The sequence below is a fragment of the Thermotoga neapolitana DSM 4359 genome, assembly GCF_000018945.1.
Lineage (GTDB): Bacteria > Thermotogota > Thermotogae > Thermotogales > Thermotogaceae > Thermotoga > Thermotoga neapolitana.
In genome coordinates, this window is the sequence record NC_011978.1 from 1,213,478 (window position 1) to 1,232,040 (window position 18,563).

The 18,563-nt window shown below is 41.3% G+C and carries 19 protein-coding genes and 1 pseudogene; 4 read left to right on the forward strand and 16 right to left on the reverse strand.

Features of this window, described 5'->3' with window-relative positions:
• Positions 1–39 precede the first annotated feature (39 nt).
• The 11 genes and pseudogenes from CTN_RS06275 to CTN_RS06320 all read right to left on the reverse strand — a co-directional run bounded on the left by CTN_RS06275 (position 40) and on the right by CTN_RS06320 (position 9,067).
• Positions 40–282 (reverse strand): hypothetical protein, encoded by a 243-nt coding sequence (locus CTN_RS06275; protein WP_004083342.1) that lies wholly within the window; start codon positions 280–282, stop codon positions 40–42.
• 112 nt (positions 283–394) lie between these two features.
• Positions 395–2,115, reverse strand: a pseudogene (locus CTN_RS06280) (ABC transporter ATP-binding protein).
• A gap of 6 nt (positions 2,116–2,121) precedes the next feature.
• Positions 2,122–2,838 (reverse strand): ABC transporter ATP-binding protein, encoded by a 717-nt coding sequence (locus tag CTN_RS06285; RefSeq protein ID WP_004083331.1) that lies wholly within the window; start codon positions 2,836–2,838, stop codon positions 2,122–2,124.
• Between the two features lie 9 nt (positions 2,839–2,847).
• A complete protein-coding gene (locus CTN_RS06290; protein WP_004083333.1) occupies positions 2,848–3,660 on the reverse strand; it encodes an ABC transporter permease in 813 nt (270 codons plus the stop codon).
• A gap of 161 nt (positions 3,661–3,821) precedes the next feature.
• A complete protein-coding gene (locus CTN_RS06295; RefSeq protein WP_011943908.1) occupies positions 3,822–5,186 on the reverse strand; it encodes a radical SAM/SPASM domain-containing protein in 1,365 nt (454 codons plus the stop codon).
• On the reverse strand, positions 5,167–6,495 hold the full coding sequence (locus CTN_RS06300) for a radical SAM/SPASM domain-containing protein (RefSeq protein WP_011943909.1): 1,329 nt from the start codon (positions 6,493–6,495) through the stop codon (positions 5,167–5,169). Before CTN_RS06300 ends, CTN_RS06295 begins: the two co-directional genes overlap by 20 nt.
• 112 nt (positions 6,496–6,607) lie before the next feature.
• On the reverse strand, positions 6,608–6,697 hold the full coding sequence (locus tag CTN_RS10270; protein WP_081434642.1) for a zinc ribbon domain-containing protein: 90 nt from the start codon (positions 6,695–6,697) through the stop codon (positions 6,608–6,610).
• A 93-nt stretch (positions 6,698–6,790) separates the two neighbouring features.
• On the reverse strand, positions 6,791–7,312 hold the full coding sequence (locus CTN_RS06305) for a hypothetical protein (RefSeq protein ID WP_011943910.1): 522 nt from the start codon (positions 7,310–7,312) through the stop codon (positions 6,791–6,793).
• 11 nt (positions 7,313–7,323) lie between these two features.
• A complete protein-coding gene (locus tag CTN_RS06310; protein ID WP_011943911.1) occupies positions 7,324–7,515 on the reverse strand; it encodes a hypothetical protein in 192 nt (63 codons plus the stop codon).
• Positions 7,512–8,273, reverse strand: a complete 762-nt coding sequence (locus CTN_RS06315) for an ABC transporter ATP-binding protein (RefSeq protein WP_342279237.1) — start codon at positions 8,271–8,273, stop codon at positions 7,512–7,514. Before CTN_RS06315 ends, CTN_RS06310 begins: the two co-directional genes overlap by 4 nt.
• Positions 8,162–9,067, reverse strand: coding sequence for a radical SAM protein (locus tag CTN_RS06320; RefSeq protein ID WP_081434643.1), 906 nt, complete (start codon positions 9,065–9,067; stop codon positions 8,162–8,164). Before CTN_RS06320 ends, CTN_RS06315 begins: the two co-directional genes overlap by 112 nt.
• Positions 9,068–9,301: 234 nt before the next feature.
• Here CTN_RS06320 and CTN_RS06325 point away from each other — a divergent pair, with 234 nt between their 5' ends.
• From CTN_RS06325 to CTN_RS06335, 3 genes are all read left to right on the forward strand, one after another.
• Complete coding sequence (locus CTN_RS06325; RefSeq protein WP_038067710.1) at positions 9,302–10,864, forward strand: hypothetical protein; 1,563 nt, start codon at positions 9,302–9,304, stop codon at positions 10,862–10,864.
• 96 nt (positions 10,865–10,960) lie between these two features.
• Positions 10,961–11,179 (forward strand): type II toxin-antitoxin system HicB family antitoxin, encoded by a 219-nt coding sequence (locus CTN_RS06330; protein WP_004083352.1) that lies wholly within the window; start codon positions 10,961–10,963, stop codon positions 11,177–11,179.
• Between the two features lie 29 nt (positions 11,180–11,208).
• Positions 11,209–11,358 (forward strand): type II toxin-antitoxin system HicA family toxin, encoded by a 150-nt coding sequence (locus CTN_RS06335; protein ID WP_227738448.1) that lies wholly within the window; start codon positions 11,209–11,211, stop codon positions 11,356–11,358.
• Between the two features lie 83 nt (positions 11,359–11,441).
• Here the strand turns inward: CTN_RS06335 and CTN_RS06340 are convergent, their stop codons facing one another.
• From CTN_RS06340 to CTN_RS09940, 5 genes are all read right to left on the reverse strand, one after another.
• Complete coding sequence (locus CTN_RS06340) at positions 11,442–13,136, reverse strand: ABC transporter ATP-binding protein (RefSeq protein WP_004083354.1); 1,695 nt, start codon at positions 13,134–13,136, stop codon at positions 11,442–11,444.
• A gap of 19 nt (positions 13,137–13,155) precedes the next feature.
• A complete protein-coding gene (locus CTN_RS06345) occupies positions 13,156–14,874 on the reverse strand; it encodes an ABC transporter ATP-binding protein (RefSeq protein ID WP_011943915.1) in 1,719 nt (572 codons plus the stop codon).
• A gap of 5 nt (positions 14,875–14,879) precedes the next feature.
• On the reverse strand, positions 14,880–16,271 hold the full coding sequence (locus CTN_RS06350; protein WP_004083362.1) for a radical SAM/SPASM domain-containing protein: 1,392 nt from the start codon (positions 16,269–16,271) through the stop codon (positions 14,880–14,882).
• A gap of 101 nt (positions 16,272–16,372) precedes the next feature.
• Positions 16,373–16,468 carry a Cys-rich RiPP peptide gene (locus CTN_RS10210; protein WP_010865309.1) on the reverse strand — a complete coding sequence of 32 codons (96 nt, stop codon included), beginning with the start codon at positions 16,466–16,468 and terminating at the stop codon, positions 16,373–16,375.
• A 76-nt stretch (positions 16,469–16,544) separates the two neighbouring features.
• A complete protein-coding gene (locus CTN_RS09940; RefSeq protein ID WP_004083364.1) occupies positions 16,545–16,709 on the reverse strand; it encodes a hypothetical protein in 165 nt (54 codons plus the stop codon).
• 195 nt (positions 16,710–16,904) lie between these two features.
• Here CTN_RS09940 and CTN_RS06355 point away from each other — a divergent pair, with 195 nt between their 5' ends.
• The gene (locus CTN_RS06355; protein ID WP_015919755.1) at positions 16,905–18,554 is read left to right on the forward strand and encodes a helix-turn-helix domain-containing protein; all 1,650 of its coding nucleotides are present in this window, start codon (positions 16,905–16,907) and stop codon (positions 18,552–18,554) included.
• The last annotated feature ends 9 nt before the right edge of the window (positions 18,555–18,563 follow it).

Here is an 18,563-nt window from a genome sequence, read left to right on the forward strand (position 1 = left end):
AATCGCTGCTTTCCTTTTCTAAAAAAGCGCAGAGAAAAACTACATAGTTCTTTTTGGATTTTTCTTTTCCAACCTAAGAGCATATAAATTCACATCACCAATCCCTTTGAGTTTTTCGAAGTAAGGTTGCACTAAGACTTTTTCTCCTTCAATGGCCAGAGTATTTATCAGACTTTCATATTTCGATATCAATTTATCCCTTCTTCGTCTTGGAACATACCTTTTTATCAGTTCTTCGAATTCTTTCTGAAACTCGTCCAATGTTATTATCTCTTTTTTCATGAACACCGTCCTTTCCCCTATACACCCGTTAGCGGTTATAACCTAAATAAGTCATAATTTTACAAATGGACGATTTGTTACAATTCAGTTGACGTGTGGCAGAAAAATCGAATCATCTCATCAGCTGGCTCTTCACAATTTCTCTGTAGAGAGGAGATTTCTTCATGAGTTCTTCGTGGGTCCCTTCAGCTTCCACCCTTCCATCGTTCAGTACAATGATTCTGCTGGCCTTTTTTATGGTAGAAAGTCTATGAGAGACGATGATCACCGTCTCGATCTCATTCAGAATTTTTTCAAGGATCTTTTCCTCTGTTTCGCTGTCAACACCAGATGTAACCTCGTCCAGAATCAGAACCTGCGGCTTTCTTATCAGGGCCCTTGCAAGGACGATTCTCTGTCTCTGGCCGTCTGAGAGTCTTGTCCCTCTTTCTCCAACAACCGTGTCCATTCCATTTTCCAGTTCCTCAACAAAGTCACACTCACACATTTTGAGAACTCTTTCCACTTCCTTTTCCGGGAAATCTTCAAAAAGTGTCACGTTGTTTCTGATCGTTGTATCAAATCAAAGAGTATATCGTTCGAGCGAATAAGAACGATGTTTCTTCTGAGTGATTGAAGAGAGTACTGTTCGATGGGAACACCGTTTATGAGAATTTCACCCTCTGTGGGAGACAGTAGCCTGTTGAAAAGAGAAACGAGCGTGCTCTTTCCTGCACCAGATCTTGCCACAATTGCGATCTTATCCCCGGAGTTTATCTCGAAATTCAAACCAGTGAGAACAGGTGTTTCATCGTATTTAAAATGCACGTTTTTCAACTGCAGTTTTTCGAACCTTTCAAGATCTATTCCGCTTGCTCTTTCAAAGGGCAGGGAAAACACTCTTGTAAAATTTTCCCAGTTTGGAACTGTAGAGAAAAACGTCGTCAGACCTGTGAGTGCCATTCTGACGATGTCGTATATCCAGTTCATATAGGATTCAAAAGCCAGAAGCGTTCCAACACTTATCTCACCCTTCCAGAGAAGGTAAACACCGAAGGCAAGGACAATGGTACTCCCGACCCATCTGTTCATCTCGATGTTCCTGTTCGAAAGTTCGTTTACCGTGCTGTGGATGATGCTTGCCCTGCTCCACTCTCTGGCACTTGAATCGAGGAAATCTCTGAGAAACAAAAGGCCAGAAAACTGTTTGAGAACCGGTGTTCCTTCCACCACTTCTCTGGATCTTTTCAAAAATCTCTGGTAGGCTTCCTGATCTCTCTGAGATGTCCTGATGACCATCTTTTTCAGGATTGAAGTCGATACAAAAAACAGAACGATGCTCGCCAGAACCACAAGGGCAAGTTTCACATTCAGAATGAACAGAAGCGAAAGAACAACAAGAAAAAATCCCAGATTGAAGAAAAACTGAAGCCTCGCAAGATAAACCCCCGAGGCCACCTTCGGAATATCCCTCATGAAGATCGAAAGATAATCACCGGTGTTTTTCGAGTTCAGAAAAGATAGTGGAAGTGTCAGGATTTTCGCATAAACCCCCTTTGATTCCTTAGCCCGTGATGCGTTCAGCAGGTGTTTCGCAACTGAGAAGTTCAGTCTGTACATGATGAAGGACTGAGACACAAGAACGACAAAATAAAGTATGGAAAACAGAGCGACTTCTTCTACAGAACCCCTGTAGAACGCACTGTCGATGGTCTTTTTTATGAGAAGTGGAGTGAGAACGTTGGTGGTTAAAAACAGGCTCTCCAGTAACAAGAAGATCGGATAGTACCTTTTGTATTTCCTCTCGAATTTTTTGATATCGTCTCTGACGTTACTTGCTGAGAAAAATTTCATAGCCTCTCAATCCCCCGGAAATGCCTGTATCTCTAAAATACCTCTCAACACTGCCGCCAAATCTTCCTTTTTTGGAGAAAATTCGAGAACTTTTTCGCCCTTTTTCAAAACGATCACCCTGTCTGCGATCTTTAGATCCTCCAGGTCATGACTTGCAAAGATGACGATTCTACCACTCTCTTTGAGTCTTTTCATGATCTCGTGTATCTTCAATCTCGTTCTGAGATCAACTCCACTGCACGGCTCATCGAAGATGTATATGCTCGCCTTTTTCATCAGGGCTCTTGCCACATCAACTCTTTTTTTGTACCCGGTGGAAAGTTCCATGTACCTCTTTTTCCTGCACTCCAGAAGACCCAGTTCCTTCATCACTCTTTCTGTTTCTCTCTTCAGCGTTTTTCCAAGAAGGTCGTTCAACATACCAAAAAACTTCAGATTCTCTTCCACACTCAACCTGTAGTAGAAGCTCCTCTCATACCCGGTTGATATGCTGACCTTTTCTACTGCAAAGGAAGGCTTTTCCACGATGTTCACACTGTCTATGAGAACCTTCCCTCTGTCAGGAATGAGAAAGGAGGCTATAACCTTCAAAAGCGTCGTCTTTCCAGAACCGTTCTCGCCGAAGACCGCCGTGATACTTCCTTCTTCCGCCTCAAAACTCACTTCCCTTAAAGCCTGTGTTTTCGGAGGGTATTTCTTCCAGACATCGATCACCTCTAGCACGTTTTCACCTCAGTACCAGCTCAGACTTCCTCTCAATCGGGCCTGATTGAAGGATCTTTTGAACGCAACGATTCCCGCTGATATCAATACTGTTCCTGTTGCTGCAAGAAGAACCAGTCCTTCCGACACACTGGAAAGGTGTTCGCCTCTCATGAGGACTCTTCGCAAAAGGTCTATGCCATAAGTGCTGGGAATGAGGTACGAAACAGGTCTTATCCAGTCTGGAAGAATTTCCACGGGAAAGTAGATACCAGAAAACAAGCCACTGAGTGTGGTGTAAAGCCACCCCACAGGATCTCCTCTTTTTGTGACGAGAACGATGGACGCAGAGAGAAGGCCAATACCCATGAGAGGAAGCATTACAGTGAAAAGAACAACCAGGGCTTCAAGAAAGTTCGGTGTGATATGAACCGAGAAGAGATAGACCAGTCCCAGAAAAATCAGTGTGATGTTCAGCGTGGTGAAAAAGAAGGAAGACACGAAACTGAAGAGAAAAAGCTGCCAGAGAGGTGTCTTTGAAAGAAGGATGTACTCGAGAGTTCCCATGCTCTGTTCTCTCTGTATGACACCTTTGAAGGTCATGAGGGCAAGATTCGTGTAAGACATGAAAACAGAACCAGTGATGAAGTACGCCAGAATGTCACCGCCGTATCGCTCTATCAGGGGAAAGTAGTTCCCCTGTGCGATGAATTTTCCAATGAAACCGAACTGAACAATTCCCACAAAACCGGATAGGAGTCCCAAAACGAGCTGTGTTCTGTAAGAAAGCCAGATGAGGATATCTTTTCTAATGAAGTACAACGTTTTGATCAGAAGTTTCAAATGACCTTCACCACCAGAGGAAAATTCGCTTCCACCATGGAACATGATCACATTCGGTGTTGCAAAGGCCCACACAGTGACTGTTCGTACATTCATCACAGTTTCCCACTCTGTCTCCACATCGGTCTTTCAGACTATCGCAGAAACTCAGATAGACCTTTTCATCCACCACTGGATCGTTGAGAAATTCCATGAACGGCACTCCTCCTTTTGTAATCTGCAACTATCTTTATAAACTCATTTAAATTGTACCTCAACGGGATGCATGTGTGAGGCTTTTTTACCTTTGAGGATTTCAGGGTTCTATAAACCACCCTGTTGAAAGCACATCCACCCATACAGAAAGGAAGCACAAGGCATCTTCTGCATTCTTCGTCTTCAAGTGGGTCATACGTCAACCACTTCAAATACGATCCAGTGAATTCGACTCCGGTTTCTTTCAAAAAACCTGAACAGTTCTCCATACCAAGTTCTCCCCAACATTTGTACACTCTTCCATCCACATCGACCACGAAACTGTTCTTACACATGGCATCACATCTTGCAAAACGTGGTTTTTTGAAATATTCAAAAGGATACTCAGGAATTTTCTCCCTGATGTACCACCACAGCTTCGTTTCTATCTCCGCAAACTCTTCTGTGTTCAGTGCTGTGTCCTGAAAGCCTGTGGGATTTCCCTCAACGATCTCTATGGGCTGGAAATTGAACTCCACTCTCAACTTTTTCTCTGCTATCCTATCGATGAGTTTCTTCACATCTTCAATGTTCTCTCTAGACACGTTCACTCTGATCTGAACGAATAAGCCTTTGTTGACAGCACGAAAGATATTTTCGAAAATGGTGCTGAAAGTTGGAGCACCGTTTCTGGCTTTCCTGTACCGATCGTGGTACACCTCTGTACCGTCCAGTGTTATGTCCAGTGCCTTTATTCCTGCTTTCTGAAGATCATCTACCATCTTCTCCGTCAGAAGGTAGCCATTTGTCACGATGAAGGAATCGTACTTCACACCATATTTTTCGCAGAGTCTTTTCAGTTTGCTGCTCAGATTCACCACTGTTTCTTCCAGAAGCAAAGGTTCTCCCCCGTAGAAAGTAACGCTCAGCAGGTTTGGTTTTTGGTATTCTAATTTTCTTTCCACATCCAGGAGGAAGTTGCTTTGCACTTTTTCAGAAATGTAGGATCCTGAGGAAATATGAATTACCTTCTGATAACAGTAAACGCAATCGAAGTTGCAGGAGTGGGTTAAAACAATTGTGTATCTCAAAAATCTATCACTGTAGCGATACGTGTTGAAGCGAAATTTCAGAAACTCCAGTTCATCGAAGTTGTCATCAAGCAAAAACATTCCCCGTTTCAACTTTTCAACTTCCGCTTTCGAAAGTTCTGCCGAGGAAGGATCTTCCAGGGTCTTCAGTACCTTGTTGGTGTTTTTCCTATCTATCCACAGAAGGGCTTGAGAAAGCGTGTTGAACAAAAGTGTGCCATCGCTTTCATTTATTACCAAATTAAATCTCGAAGGCTTCATGTCTTTCGACCTGCCTTTCAAGGAGTTTTATCCTGTACCATTCCCTTGCGAATTTCTCCGGATCCTTTTTCTCTTCAGGGCATCCCGTTTTGCCATCGAACCTGGCACTTCTACATCCTCCCATGCACACAGGAAGGAGTTTGCACCTCATGCATTCTTCGCTTTCGAAAGCATCGAAAGAATGCCATCTGAGATATTTTTTCCTGTCGTATTCCAGTCCTCGGTTGGTCAATCTTCCTATCTCCATGCCTTTTCCCACTCTCACTGTGCATGGATACAACTCTCCCTGTGGACCTATCACAACAGAAGACACACAGTCGTACTCACAGTATCTGTTTTGCACAAGAACGGGAAGAAACACATTGAAGCCTCTTTTCGCAGCACTTTCGTAGAAATTGAGAATGTTCAGAGACTCCCGATCTCTGATCTCATAGACCTTCCTGAAAAAGAATTCCCTGCTGTTCGATCCAAAAATCCACCTGAAATATACCCTCGTTCTGTCTTTCGGAAATCGCTCCAGAACGTTCAGAAACTCTTCTACACGATGGAAGTTGTCAGGTCCCACATTCATTCTGAACGTGACCTGAAGTTTCTCCGTGACCCTGAAGAGATTCTCCAGATTTTCCACAATGGTGTCGAAAGTTCCCTTGCCACCTTTCAAAGGCCTGTATTTATTGTGAACATCTTCTGGGCCATCGATCGTTATTTGAACGTTTCTTATTTCGAGCCTGTCAAACCATTCCGCTTTTTCTTTGTCGAGAAGGTATCCATTCGTTGACATGGAGGAGTGAAAATCCACATTGTTTTCTCTGCATGCTTCTATCAGCGATGAGTTTACGAACTTCACCACGTCAAAACACAGGAGGGGTTCCCCGCCGAACCAGCCTACACTTATAGATCTTCTGGTTCGAATCAGCCTTTTCAGATATTCTACGATCCTTTCTGCCGTTTTCGCTGTCATCGAAGGTCCTGTTTTCGATTCATAGCAGTAGATACAATCAAAATTGCATGCCAGGGTGGGTATGATTGTGACCATAACCGAGGAAGAATCATAGCGGGTCATTCTGTTCATAAGTTTCAGATGCTCTATTTCGTCGAAGTCCTCATCAACGATATACCCACCGTAGATCAAATCTTTCTTTATGGAAAGCCATTCTTCAGGGATCTCTTCGTCTGGATCTTTGAGAATCTTCTCTGCAATTTCTGCTTTGCTTTTTTCCAGACGAGCGATCGCTCTGGTTAGAAAGTTCACAAACACAACGTAGTCGCCATCTCTGAAAATCACATTGTATCTTGAAGGTTTGAACACGAAAGATCCCCCCTTAGTTTTTCGCCAAACAGCTGGTACAGTTCACGTTTGGAGGACACACCAGACAACCAGCATACCCTTATAGAAACCGTACTCTCAGCAATTGACATCCTCAGTCTGGTCCCATGAAGTTCCTCGTCGAAGTCTTGTGTCTTTTACCGCAGACAGGACACGTCTGTGAGGTGTAGGACTCGTCCAGCAAGTTTTGATAGTTCTTTGCTTAAGTTCATCATAATTCCTGAAAGGAATGTGCTTTATGGCTTGTTTTTTGTAAGGACTAGGAAAACGATTTAATTTACTCTGGAATCGTGAGAACAACTGTTTCCTCATCCACACCTTTTCCAAAAAACATACCCAGTGCGAAGAATACTCCACCCATGATAAGCGAGAAAGTTAGCAAAAGAGAAAAGATATCACCTTGAAAGTTTTTCACCGTAGAGTTTATCAGAACGTTTCCACCATATCCCAGAGCGAATACGCTCGCTATCGTTACGAATCTCATGAGAGCGGCCCTTCTGATTTTCATCACCACGCTGCTTATGAAAGTCGACACGCCTGTGTTCACTATGGTTCCATATATGAAAATCTTGGTCACATCTGTCGGAAACGCTTTGATGTTGAAAGTCCTTGCAAGAAACACAAAAACTATGAAAAAGATCGCAAGATAAATCTCACCTGAAAGCCACATGGACAGGATAGCACTTTTCAGATAGCTTTTTATCCTAAAGCCGTTTGAAAGCAGAAATTCGATCCTTCCACTCTCTTTCTCCGGGATTATAACCTGCTGAAGAATTGTGAAGATTCCCATCATGATCATGCTGAGGGACATCACATAACATAGAGCATTTCAGCGATATAAATTCTCGCGATACTCTCGTTTGCAAGGATCTGCTTGGTTGTTTCGTCTGCGAAAAGCTGCGCAAGAGTGAAGGAAAAAAGCGCCATTATGAAGATCATCACAAAGTAAAAGGGAGGCTTTTTAAAGTTCATTTCAAAGAAATATCCAAATTCCCTCTTCATGACCTTCCCTCCTTTACGAAATCGAGAAAGAGTTTTTCCAGAGATTGATACTTTGAAAGAGCATCCCATACCAAGTTGTCCGCCAGTATCTTGCCGTCCTTTATCAGGACGAATCTGTCAGCGAGTTTCTCTACTTCAGCAAGGTCATGCGAAGTTATGAGGACACCCTTTCCCGCTCTTTTGAGCTCTTTTATCGTTTCCCTCATGTTTATCCTCGATATTGGGTCAAGTCCGCTCATCGGTTCGTCAAGTATCAGAAGATCGGGATCTGGAAGTAGAGAGAGCAGGAAAGAAAGCTTTCTTCTCGTACCCTTCGAATATGTGTGAACCTTTTTGCTTAGAAACTCTTTCAAGCCGAGTTTTTCCGAGTAATAATCGATCATGTCTTTGCTGAGTTTTCCTTCAAAGTATTTGTAAAATCTCTCTACATTCTTTTGCCCGGTGTCTCCTTCCCAGAAAAAGTCCTTCTCGCTCACTACAGAAACCCTTAAGTTTGGATTTTTTATAATAGTGCCAGAATCAACCTTGAAGATCCCAGAAATGCACCTTATGGTAGTCGTCTTCCCCGCACCGTTGGGACCTATCAATGCAAGAATCTCATTCATGAAAATGTCAAAGGAAACATCTTTCAAGATGTGTTTTTCACCTATCTTTTTATTAATTTTTCTAAGAGTAATGGCTTTGGTTCTAAAATCTCTTTTCTCCATAGGCATCTTTCCCCCTTCTCTGATGCTTTTTGCATGCCCCTTGTTATACATCCGTGACAAAACCATAAATCGTTGCAATTTTTGCATATTTTATCGTTGGGAGCAGGAGTTTCTGATATTGTCTGCAAAAGATCTGAATTTTCAATTAGAAAATTTCTGTACGAGTATCCATATCTTCTAAGATTTTCAATATATACACTTGCCATTTGACAAATTTTCACATCAAAGTTTGGAGAAATCGTCAAGCTGTTCCAGCCTGCTCCGCAGTTAATAGCATTTGGCCTTGATTCAAGAGTGGTTATGAAATCTTTTCCATATACGTTGATAAGCTTATTCATATTGGAAACGAATTTTTTAAAAGAATCCATACTCAGAATCAAGTTCTTATTGACTTTTGCTCTTCCCAATGGAGCAATCGGTCCGAATGCAATTGATGTAGCTCCAAGCTTATGGGCAGTTTCTGCTATTTCGAACATATGATCCACATTTTTTGGAGTCACATTGCAAGCAATTCTGACAGGTACACCGGTATCTGTTACTTTTGAGATAGTGTCCACGGCTTTCTCATAAGCATATCTATTACCTGTGAACCATTCATAATATTCTGGATAAATACTATGTAGATCGATTTGAAAAGCCACTCTTTCTTTATTCTCCTCAATCAATTTCAAAACTTCAGCACTGAATCCTGAACCATTCGATAAAATGCCAACCAATTCAAGATTATGTTTAAATATCTCCTCTAACACTGTTTTGAAGTCCAGAAATATGGTTGGTTCTCCACCAGTTAATTCTATGACTTTTACACCTAAATCTTCAAATTTTCTGAGAATGTGTTTCGTTATCTGCCTTCACTTTGTCAGCGAAAATGGTTGTGGACAAGAGGACAAATATCAAAAAGATAATCATCAGAACCTTTCGCATTTCTGATCACCTGTCATCACCTTATCAAACCTTATATGGTTTTCAAGTTTTGGCTGTTCCAAAATCCTCTCTAGAAGCACATTTTCAGCACCAAATTTTGTCGAGTTCGAAACAATTTGATTTTTTGGGGTATAACTATAAAGAGGTGATTGAAAATGAAAGGTATTGAGAGTCTCAAAGAAATCTTCAAGTATGGTGCATTTTCTCTCCCGGTCGCCAATTATCTTCTCTGTGAGGGAAACATTCCAGGAGATTGTAAGGGAATTCTCGATGTTTTAAAACTCGCGTGGAAAGGGAACTTCAAAGAAGCGATTCGGAGAGCAGACAAAGCTGTGGAGAACAGCAGGTCTGAAACTGCGAAGTACTTCCTTTTAGCGAACAAACTGGCATTTTTAAAATATACAGGTAAAACGGATGTGAACTTATACAGATACCTGAAAAGAAACCTTCCCAAAATGTCAAAATCGATAAGAGATACTGTGATCGTTACTTTAATAAATTTTGAAGCAAGCGGAGTAAAGCCACTGCGGAAGATGAGGGTGTGGAAGAACAACTACAGAAAATCCACACTTTCTTTTTTATATCTCTCCCTGGCAAGAAGGGAAGCAGATTCTGGAGACCTCTCTGAAGCGGTGCACGGTTACATACAGGCTTACAAACTGTCCAGAGAAATTCCCCATCCAACCTGTATGGTTTCCTCTTTGAACGATCTGGCATGGGACATTAAGGAAAAACACCCAAAACTCGCCTACGATCTTTCTAAAGGAGCTGTTTTCTGGCTTGGATACTACAAGGAAGCACCGGGGAACCTCTTTGGAACACTGGATACCCTGTTTGTTTTGGAAAAAAGCATAGGATCACCTTTCATTCACAGTACTGCACATATCATCGTTTCGATTTCTGTGCCAAAGAATTATTTGCCTCTACTCAAAGAAGCAAAGAAATTTGTGCTGGACCATACGCGATCGACTTATCCGAACACAAGTGAGGTGAGAGAGTACATTAAAAATGTCATTCAGAAAAGAAGACCTCTCAGTTCCAAAGGTATCTCAGATATATTGAAGGGAAAAACAAGAACGATTCGTGCAGATACGATAAGAAGACTGTTGACATTCAGTGTCGATCCAAGTGCGCCTTTTCCCATTTGGAACGAGTGGATAAAAATGGAGATTGAAAGAAAATACAAGGAATCATCAGAAAAAATAAAAGGATTCTCCCTCCATCAGAGACAAATCCTTTTTCTTTCCACCTACACGGCTCTTCTTGATAGGGAATTTCTTTCAAGGAAAGAAAGGCTCAAAAAGACATACACACTCCTTGAAGATATTGAGTCATTCGCTGATTTCATGGCAAAAGATTATCAGACCATGGAATTTGTTGTTTCAATGGTGAAGGCTCATCCTTTCGTTGAAGGAAGAAAAGAAGCAGTGAAGAGAGCCCTTGCAAGGATGAAAAGAAAGAGACTGGAAAGATTTGTTCTGAGATACATCGAGATGAAAGAGTCAGACAGAAAGCTCCTTGATAGATTTCTGAGGAACTACGGAAGGTACGATGGTGTGAGGTTTGGCATCAGGTTAAAAGGTCCAGAAGTAGTGAGAGAATTTGCAAAAAAGTACTCTCTCAAGGTTCAGCCCCTGTTTGCTGCCTTCTGGTGTGAAGAGGATGGAAGAGTGAGAAGAAGACTGGAAAGAGTCTTGAAGCATATGGTCCTGAATTGAACCCGGAGTTCCAGCCTTAGAATCTCTTTCTCCTGCTATAATTTAATCGAAATTGCCATATCATTTGTCATGATGGAAAAATGAGGGGTGAAAAACGTGCGCAAAATTTTCACAGCTATCATTGAATACGATCCTGAAACAAAGCAATATGTTGGAATGGTTCCAGATGTTCCAGGTGTGCATACTGTAGGTAGTTCCTTAGAAGAAGTGAGAAGGAATTTAAAAGAGGTGCTTGAGCTCGTATTGGAGGAAGCAGGAGATGAAATAAATCACCAGGAATTCGTGGCTCTTGAGATGATAGAGGTGGAAACTTGAGTCGTCTTCCAATAGTTGATCCAAAAACTATGGAGAAGGTTTTACTGAAACTTGGATTTCAACGTGTTCGCCAAAAAGGAAGTCATGTGTTCTACAGGCACAGCAATGGAAAGTATACGACCATCCCATTTCATGCAAGAGACTTGCCCAAGTCACTTAATAAGAAAAATCATCCGTGAAGCGGGTATATCAGTGGAAGAATTCAAGAAAATACTCGAAAATCTATATCAGTACTTTCCCCACACAAACATTTCTACTGTTCTTATACCTCCAATTGACTCCTTACAATCTCCCTGTAAAGGGGAGATTTTTCCATGAGTTCTTCGTGTGTTCCTTCGGCTTCCACTCTTCCATTATTCAGTACGATGATCTTCTTTGCTTTTCTTATTGTGGAAAGCCTATGGGAGATTATGATCACGGTGTTGATTTCCTTCAGAATTTTTTCAAAGATTTTCTCCTCTGTCTCGCTGTCCACACCAGAGGTGGCTTCGTCCAGGATGAGAACCTGTGGTTTCCTGATCAAAGCCCTTGCAAGGACGATCCTCTGCCTTTGACCGTCCGAGAGTTTTGTTCCTCTTTCACCAACAACGGTGTGTATCCCGTTTTCCAGTTTCTCGACGAAATCGCACTCACACATCCTGAGAATACGTTCCAGCTCATCCTCCGGGAAGTCCTCAAAAAGCGTGATGTTGTTTTTGATGGTAGTATCGAACAAGATGTCGTTCGATCGAACAAGGATGATTTTCTTTCTGAGTGAAGAAAGTGAATACTGCTCGATAGGGATGTCGTTGATGAGGATCTGACCTTTTGTGGGTGTGAGAAAGCGGTTGAAGAGTGACACAAGTGTGCTCTTTCCCTCCCCAGAACTCGCCACTATGGCCACCCTGTCGCCTGCGTCTATCTTTATGTTTAAATCAGTGAGTATCTCCCCGCCATCTGGATATCCAAAGGAAACATTTTGCAAACTCATCTGTTTGAAGTCTCCGAGCTCTTTTCCACCACCTTTCTCAGCGCTGAGTTCCATAACCTCTGAAATTCGTTCTTTATACGTCCTTGATCTCATAATGTCTAGAACAGAACTGTAAACGTTGCTTATTGATGAATAAAAACCGCTGATGAAGTAGAAAAACGATATCGCACTTCCGATTGTTATTTCCTTTTTCGCGATGAGAAAAGACGATAGAGCAACAACGAGTATCGGGAGCAATCCGTTTAAAAACGGATAGAGACTCTCCGTTTTCGCCACCACATTGAAGAGCGTATTCGACGTGTTCAACCACAGGTTAGTTAATTTTCCGAATTCTTTGTAGAAAAATCTCTTCGATTCGAATGCCTTGATAACCGCCGCCCCACTCAACGTCTCGTTTATAAACTTGACACATTTCTCAAAACTCGAGCGTTCTTTTTCCTGATGTTCCATTATTCTCCGTCTGGGACTCGATAGTGGAAAACTGTAGAGAGGAGACAGAAGCAGGGCAATGAGAAGAATCCTGGGACTGAGCTGGTAGAACACGAAAACGAGCAGTCCTACTTTGAACGATGTTGCCACAAGGTCTGGAATTGTAGAGGAGTACAGACTGATTATATACCACCCATCATCGAACATGCGGGTTATTATCTCTCCTGTGTTTTGCTTTTTCAGTTCAAGCATATCAGCGTCGAGCATCAGTCTTATCTGACTTCTGACCAAATTTTTGAACATACCGACGTTGTTGACAGCGGACATGAAACTGGCCAGGAAATCGAAAATAATGGTTAACAAGAGGAACACAAGAAACAACAGAATGTCTCCAAGGAAAGATGAAAGTTCTTTGCTGTGAATCGCTCTGTCAACGGCACTTTGAAGCAAAGTGACCCTTCTGGAATAGAAAAAACCCGAGGCAACTAAGCTCGCAGTTGTCAAAACGGCAAGTGCTATGTGATTCTTCCTCAAGAGCCGAAACTTTCCAGTTTTCATGCCCACTTTTCCTCCCAATTCATTCTACAAACTGCTCCTTTAGAATCTCTGTGTATTTTTCACACCTGACGATCAGCTCCTCGTGAGAACCAGAGTCCAGAATCCGTCCGTTCTCCATGACGTATATCTTTTTGGCCTTTCTCACAGTGGAAAGCCTGTGTGAGATGATAATCACAGTTTCTATTTCCCTCAAGATTTTCTCGAAAATCCTCTCCTCCGTCTTGCCATCAACACCAGAGGTGGCCTCGTCTAGGATGAGAACCTGTGGTTTTCTTATCAAAGCTCTCGCGAGGACTATTCTCTGCCTTTGACCATCTGAGAGTTTTGTTCCCCTCTCTCCTACGATCGTGTCTATTCCGCTTTCCAGTTTCTCAACAAAGTCACACTCACACATTTTGAGAACATTTTCGATTTCATCTTCTGGAAAGTCTTCAAAAAGGGTGATGTTGTTTCTGATTGTTGTATCAAAGAGTATATCGTTCGAGCGAACAAGAACGATGTTTCTTCTGAGTGATTGAAGAGAGTACTGTTCGATGGGAACACCGTTTATGAGAATTTCACCCTCTGTGGGAGACAGTAGCCTGTTGAAAAGAGAAACGAGCGTGCTCTTTCCTGCCCCAGATCTTGCCACAATTGCGATCTTATCCCCGGAGTTTATCTCGAAATTCAAACCAGTGAGAACAGGAGTTCCGTCGTATTTAAAATACACATTCCTCAATTGCAGTTTTTCGAACTTTTCAAGATTTATACCGCTTGCTCTTTCAAAGGGCATGGAAAATATTCTCGCAAAGTTTTCCCAGTTTGGAAGCGTCGAAAAGAACATTGTCAGGCCTGTGAGCGCCATTCTGACGATGTCGTACATCCAGTTCATGTAAGATTCGAAGGCCAGAAGTGTTCCGACACTTATCTCACCCTTCCAGAGAAGATAAATACCGAAGGCAAGAACGATGGTACTCCCGATCCATCTGTTAATGTCGATGTTTCTGTTCGACAGTTCATTTGCCGTACTGTGAGCGATACTCGCCCTGCTCCATTCTCCGGCACTTGAATCGAGGAAGTTTTTGAGAAACGAAGATCCAGAAAACTGTTTGAGAACAGGAATTCCTTCCACCACTTCCCTGGATCTTTTCAAAAACCTCTGGTAGGATTCCTGATCTCTCTGAGAAGCCCTGATGACCATCTTCCTCAGAATCGAGGTTGACACAAAAAACAGAACGATGCTCACCAGGACCACAAGAGTGAGTTTTACACTCAGAATGAACAAAAGGAAAAGAACAGCAAGGAAAAATCCCAGGTTGAAGAAAAACTGCAACCTTCCAAGGTAAACTCCCGAAGCTACCTTCGGAACATCCCTCATGAAAACCGAAAGATAATCACCGGTGTTCTGTGAGTTCGCGTAAGTCAGTGGAAGCGCCAGGATTTTTGCGTATGCGCTCTTCGATTCCCTAGCCCGGGATGCGTTCAGCAAGTACTTCGCAGCTGAGTAGTTGAGTTTGTACATGATGAAAGACTGGGCCACAAGAACGATGAAGTATAGTACTGAGAACAGAGCGATTTCTCCCACATCACCTCTGTAAAACGCACTGTCGATGGTCTTTTTGATGAGAAGTGGAGTAAGAACGTTGGTGGTCAAAAACAGGCCTTCCAGTAAGAAGAAAATCGGATAGTGTTTTTTGTACTTCCTCTCGAATTTTCTGATATCGTCTCTGAGATGACCTGTAAATAAGAAGAGGTTCATAGTTTTCATCCTCCGTTAAAATTATCCATTAAAGGTAATAATGTCCATGGATCAAATTCCAAAATTGTTTCTATTATTTTCTTTTCAACATCACATGCTTTGAACATATCTTTTTGGTAATCACGCTTAAAAATGCATCTACTGCAGTAAAACAAGAAATAGCAATCCTTGCACTTGCTGTATCTAGCTTTGGTAAATAATCTCAAAGCTTTATACCTCCAGTCTTTCAAATTCTTTAGTATTTTTTCTTCATTATCTTTTACAACATTCGATATTCTGTATTTTAAATTTCCTACAACCAGCTGGCATGGGTATATGTTTCCAAAAATATCTACAATAAATGAATTCGACCCAGCAGGGCAAAATGTACTAACAATTATCTTGCCAGAAGAGTCACTAGGGTTGAGATAATTCATCAGTAATTTACACAGCAGGGCACGATCAAAGTCATTTAAATCTCCTCTGCGACTTTTTTCTAACAGAGAAGCTATTATTTCATAATATTCTTGAGCAATGGAAATATCGATTCGTAAATTTTTGTCTAAAGAACCATTCCAGTCGTACACCGGAGAGATAATCACATTTGCAGCATTGAATTCGGTATAGAAATATTTGTATATTTTCAAAATATTCCAACCGAGTTGCTTGTGTAACTTGGTGTAGGTAACTTCAAATGATATAGAAAAACCTTTCTGTTTAAGCAAATTTATGTTATTCTTTATCCGATCAAAACTGCTAGACTTGCTATCAAGACTAGGTCTTGTATTATCTTGTATTTCTTTCGGCCCATCTAGACTAACAACCATATAGATTTGGAATTTATCCTTATAGGACTCGTAAATTTTAATAAAGCGATTGATAGTTTCCTCTGAAACAAATAAACTTGTAGCTACGGTTATTCGCAGATTATTGAATTTTTTAGCATACTTTGATGTCAATATTCTGAACATTTCTTCTATCATTTCAATATTTAGGAGAGGTTCTCCACCAAAAATATGTATATTGTGCACATTATAATTCGAAAGAAAGAAATCAAGGGTCCGTACTAATACATTTCTCTTCATAAAGCCAGGATTACCATATGTTCCAGCGTTAGCATAACAGTATCTGCATTTTAATCTACAAACCTGAGATACATTTAGCGCTAAACGCAAAATATCATTATCTTTAACCAACTTTCTTTTCAGAGAAATTAAAGTATTTTTCTTTAACTTTTCGAGCTCTTCTATGACATTTTTGGCTTTAGTGCGAACTAGGTAAGAAGAAGCCTTTCTTGTTATTTGTATACTATCATCTAATTTGTAGAAATCAAAATTAACCTTGTCTAGAAGATACCTATTATTGCGAGGAGCTTCGATCAATGAGAAAAAGACCTTGGGTAGATTAATGGTTATCATCTCTTAAAACCTCCTTGGTAAAATGAAATAGAGCCTCTTGATGAACCCCTTCCCCTGGCCTTTCGCCAGGGGAAAGGGAAAAAAGCGGCTGCTATTTTTCCTTAACCACACCAACCACAGACGAGACCAGCTCCTCCACATCCTTTTCCTGGGTTCAAATAATCATTAGGAACAACTGGTTTTGGCATCTTCTGCATAGCATCCCCTCCTTTCGTATGTGGTTTCCGAACACCGGTGTTCGGATTCAGAATTACTTAATAAACAAAAGAAACCCTAATTTCCAACAGTTAAATCTTCCGAATGCAACTTCTCTATCAGGAAGGTGTGAACAACAGTTTTTTTCCTCACTGTCGTTTGATAATCATCAGAAGGACTGGGAAACACAAGCGTGTATAGGAGAGAGAGCAGAATAACTATTGTGAGAATGATCCTTCTCACGATTTTCACCCCCCTTCCTTATTAAGACAGATCTTTTGTGATCTTTCAAACTTTTCCGGTTCTGAAAAGCCATTTTTAAGGCATTCTACGATAGAGGATTTTTATTGAGATTTCATATTTTGTGTAATTTCACTCCTAACGTTACACAGCAGTGTGATAAAATAGCGTAAAAATAATAGTTTTGGAGGGAAAGGATTGAAAAGTCATCAACTTTTGAAAGCACCATTTCAGCATGGATTTCTCTTCTCACGACCACTTGTTATGTACTGCTTCAAAACATGCCATGATTCAGCCTGGAAACATTACATAAGATTTCTGAAATACCGTCATGAAAAGCTTTACGAGGAAGCTCTTTCAGAGATAGATAACGCAATAAAGGTTTGCAACTCGATCGCCTTTCGCTACTTTCTTCTTTCAGAAAAACTCACCGTGCTCGGTTATATGGGAAAACACGAGGAAGGAATAAAACTTTACTCTCATTTACGCGGTAGAATGAGAAACGTTTCACCGAATCTCAGGAGCATATTTATTGGAAACCTTCTGAACTATTGCTCCATGTATCTACACAACGCTTTTGAATGTTTAGGGAGAATAAAGCCAGAGGCTCATCATCTGGAGAAATCCTCTTATGCTTTTATACTGATAGGAAAAGCAAGATATATGGCAAGAACAGGAAACGTCAAAGAAGCAATAGAGTCCTATGAAAAAGCATTGAAAATACTGCAAGAAATTCCTCATCCTTCTGGAATAATTGCCTGTCTTAACGATATGGCATGGTATACAAAGGAGAAAGATCCAGAAAAAGCCAAAGATATGGCAGAAGAGGCACTCTACTGGAATGGATACTTTTTTGATGCTCCGCGTTTCTATGCGCTGGACACATTGTTTGAGGTTCAAAGGACAACTTCTGATCCCGCAATCGTTGAAACTGCCAGACTGATTGAAATCGCTTCTGAAGGATTAAAAGACAGCGCAAGTGATCTCTTGAAAAAAGACCAGAGACTGTTTTTGAGATTGAACAATTCTCTCTATAGGAACACAAAATCTCTCCAGAGATTTCTGAGAAGAAACACCACATCCATCAAACACCTCTCAGAAATAACAGGAGTTGCAAGAAACAGACTGAGCGACATATTAAACGGGAAAACACAAAAGATTCGGGGAGAGACGTTGAGGAAAATAGCAAAAGCTTTTGAAAAGTCCAACATTTTGTCTTTTCCTCCTCCCTTATTAAGTGAATGGGTAAAACTGAGGATAGAAGAGAATTTCTCGGCTGCATTGAGAGAGATAAAAACAAAAAGATTGGAGGAAAGACAAATCCTTTTCCTTTCCACCTACACGGCTCTTATTGATAGGAAATTCCTTTCAAGGAAAGAAAGACTCAAAAAGGTATACACACTCCTTGAAGATATTGAGTTGTTCGCTGACTTCATGGCAAAAGATCACCGGACCATGGAATTTGTTGTTTCAATGGTGAAGGCTCATCCTTTCATTGAAGGAAGAAAAGAAGCGGTGAAGAAGGCCCTTGGAAAGATGAAAAGAAAGAGACTGGAAAGATTCACTTTGAAATACATCGAGATGAAAGAATCTGACAGAAAGCTTCTTGACAGATTTCTGAGGAACTACGGAAGGTACGATGGAGTGAGGTTTGGGATCAGATTGAAAGGTCCAGAAGCGGTGAGAGGGTTTGCGAGGAAGTACTCTCTCAAGGTTCAGCCCCTGTTTGCTGCCTTCTGGTGTGAAGAGGATGGAAGAGTGAGAAGGAGACTGGAAAGAATCTTGAGGCATATGGTCCTGTATAATTTAATCGAAATTGCCATATTATTTGTCATGGTGGAAAAATGAGAGGTGAAA

Bases quoted from the DNA above. Each gene is read 5' to 3' on its own strand.
- CTN_RS06275 (WP_004083342.1), bottom strand. From the start codon at position 282: ATGAAAAAAGAGATAATAACATTGGACGAGTTTCAGAAAGAATTCGAA.
- CTN_RS06295 (WP_011943908.1), bottom strand. From the start codon at position 5,186: ATGAAGCCTTCGAGATTTAATTTGGTAATAAATGAAAGCGATGGCACA.
- CTN_RS06305 (WP_011943910.1), bottom strand. From the start codon at position 7,312: ATGATCATGATGGGAATCTTCACAATTCTTCAGCAGGTTATAATCCCG.
- CTN_RS06310 (WP_011943911.1), bottom strand. From the start codon at position 7,515: ATGAAGAGGGAATTTGGATATTTCTTTGAAATGAACTTTAAAAAGCCT.
- CTN_RS06315 (WP_342279237.1), bottom strand. From the start codon at position 8,273: ATGTATAACAAGGGGCATGCAAAAAGCATCAGAGAAGGGGGAAAGATG.
- CTN_RS06325 (WP_038067710.1), top strand. From the start codon at position 9,302: ATGAAAGGTATTGAGAGTCTCAAAGAAATCTTCAAGTATGGTGCATTT.
- CTN_RS06335 (WP_227738448.1), top strand. From the start codon at position 11,209: ATGGAGAAGGTTTTACTGAAACTTGGATTTCAACGTGTTCGCCAAAAA.
- CTN_RS06340 (WP_004083354.1), bottom strand. From the start codon at position 13,136: ATGAAAACTGGAAAGTTTCGGCTCTTGAGGAAGAATCACATAGCACTT.
- CTN_RS06345 (WP_011943915.1), bottom strand. From the start codon at position 14,874: ATGAACCTCTTCTTATTTACAGGTCATCTCAGAGACGATATCAGAAAA.
- CTN_RS06350 (WP_004083362.1), bottom strand. From the start codon at position 16,271: ATGATAACCATTAATCTACCCAAGGTCTTTTTCTCATTGATCGAAGCT.
- CTN_RS10210 (WP_010865309.1), bottom strand. From the start codon at position 16,468: ATGCAGAAGATGCCAAAACCAGTTGTTCCTAATGATTATTTGAACCCA.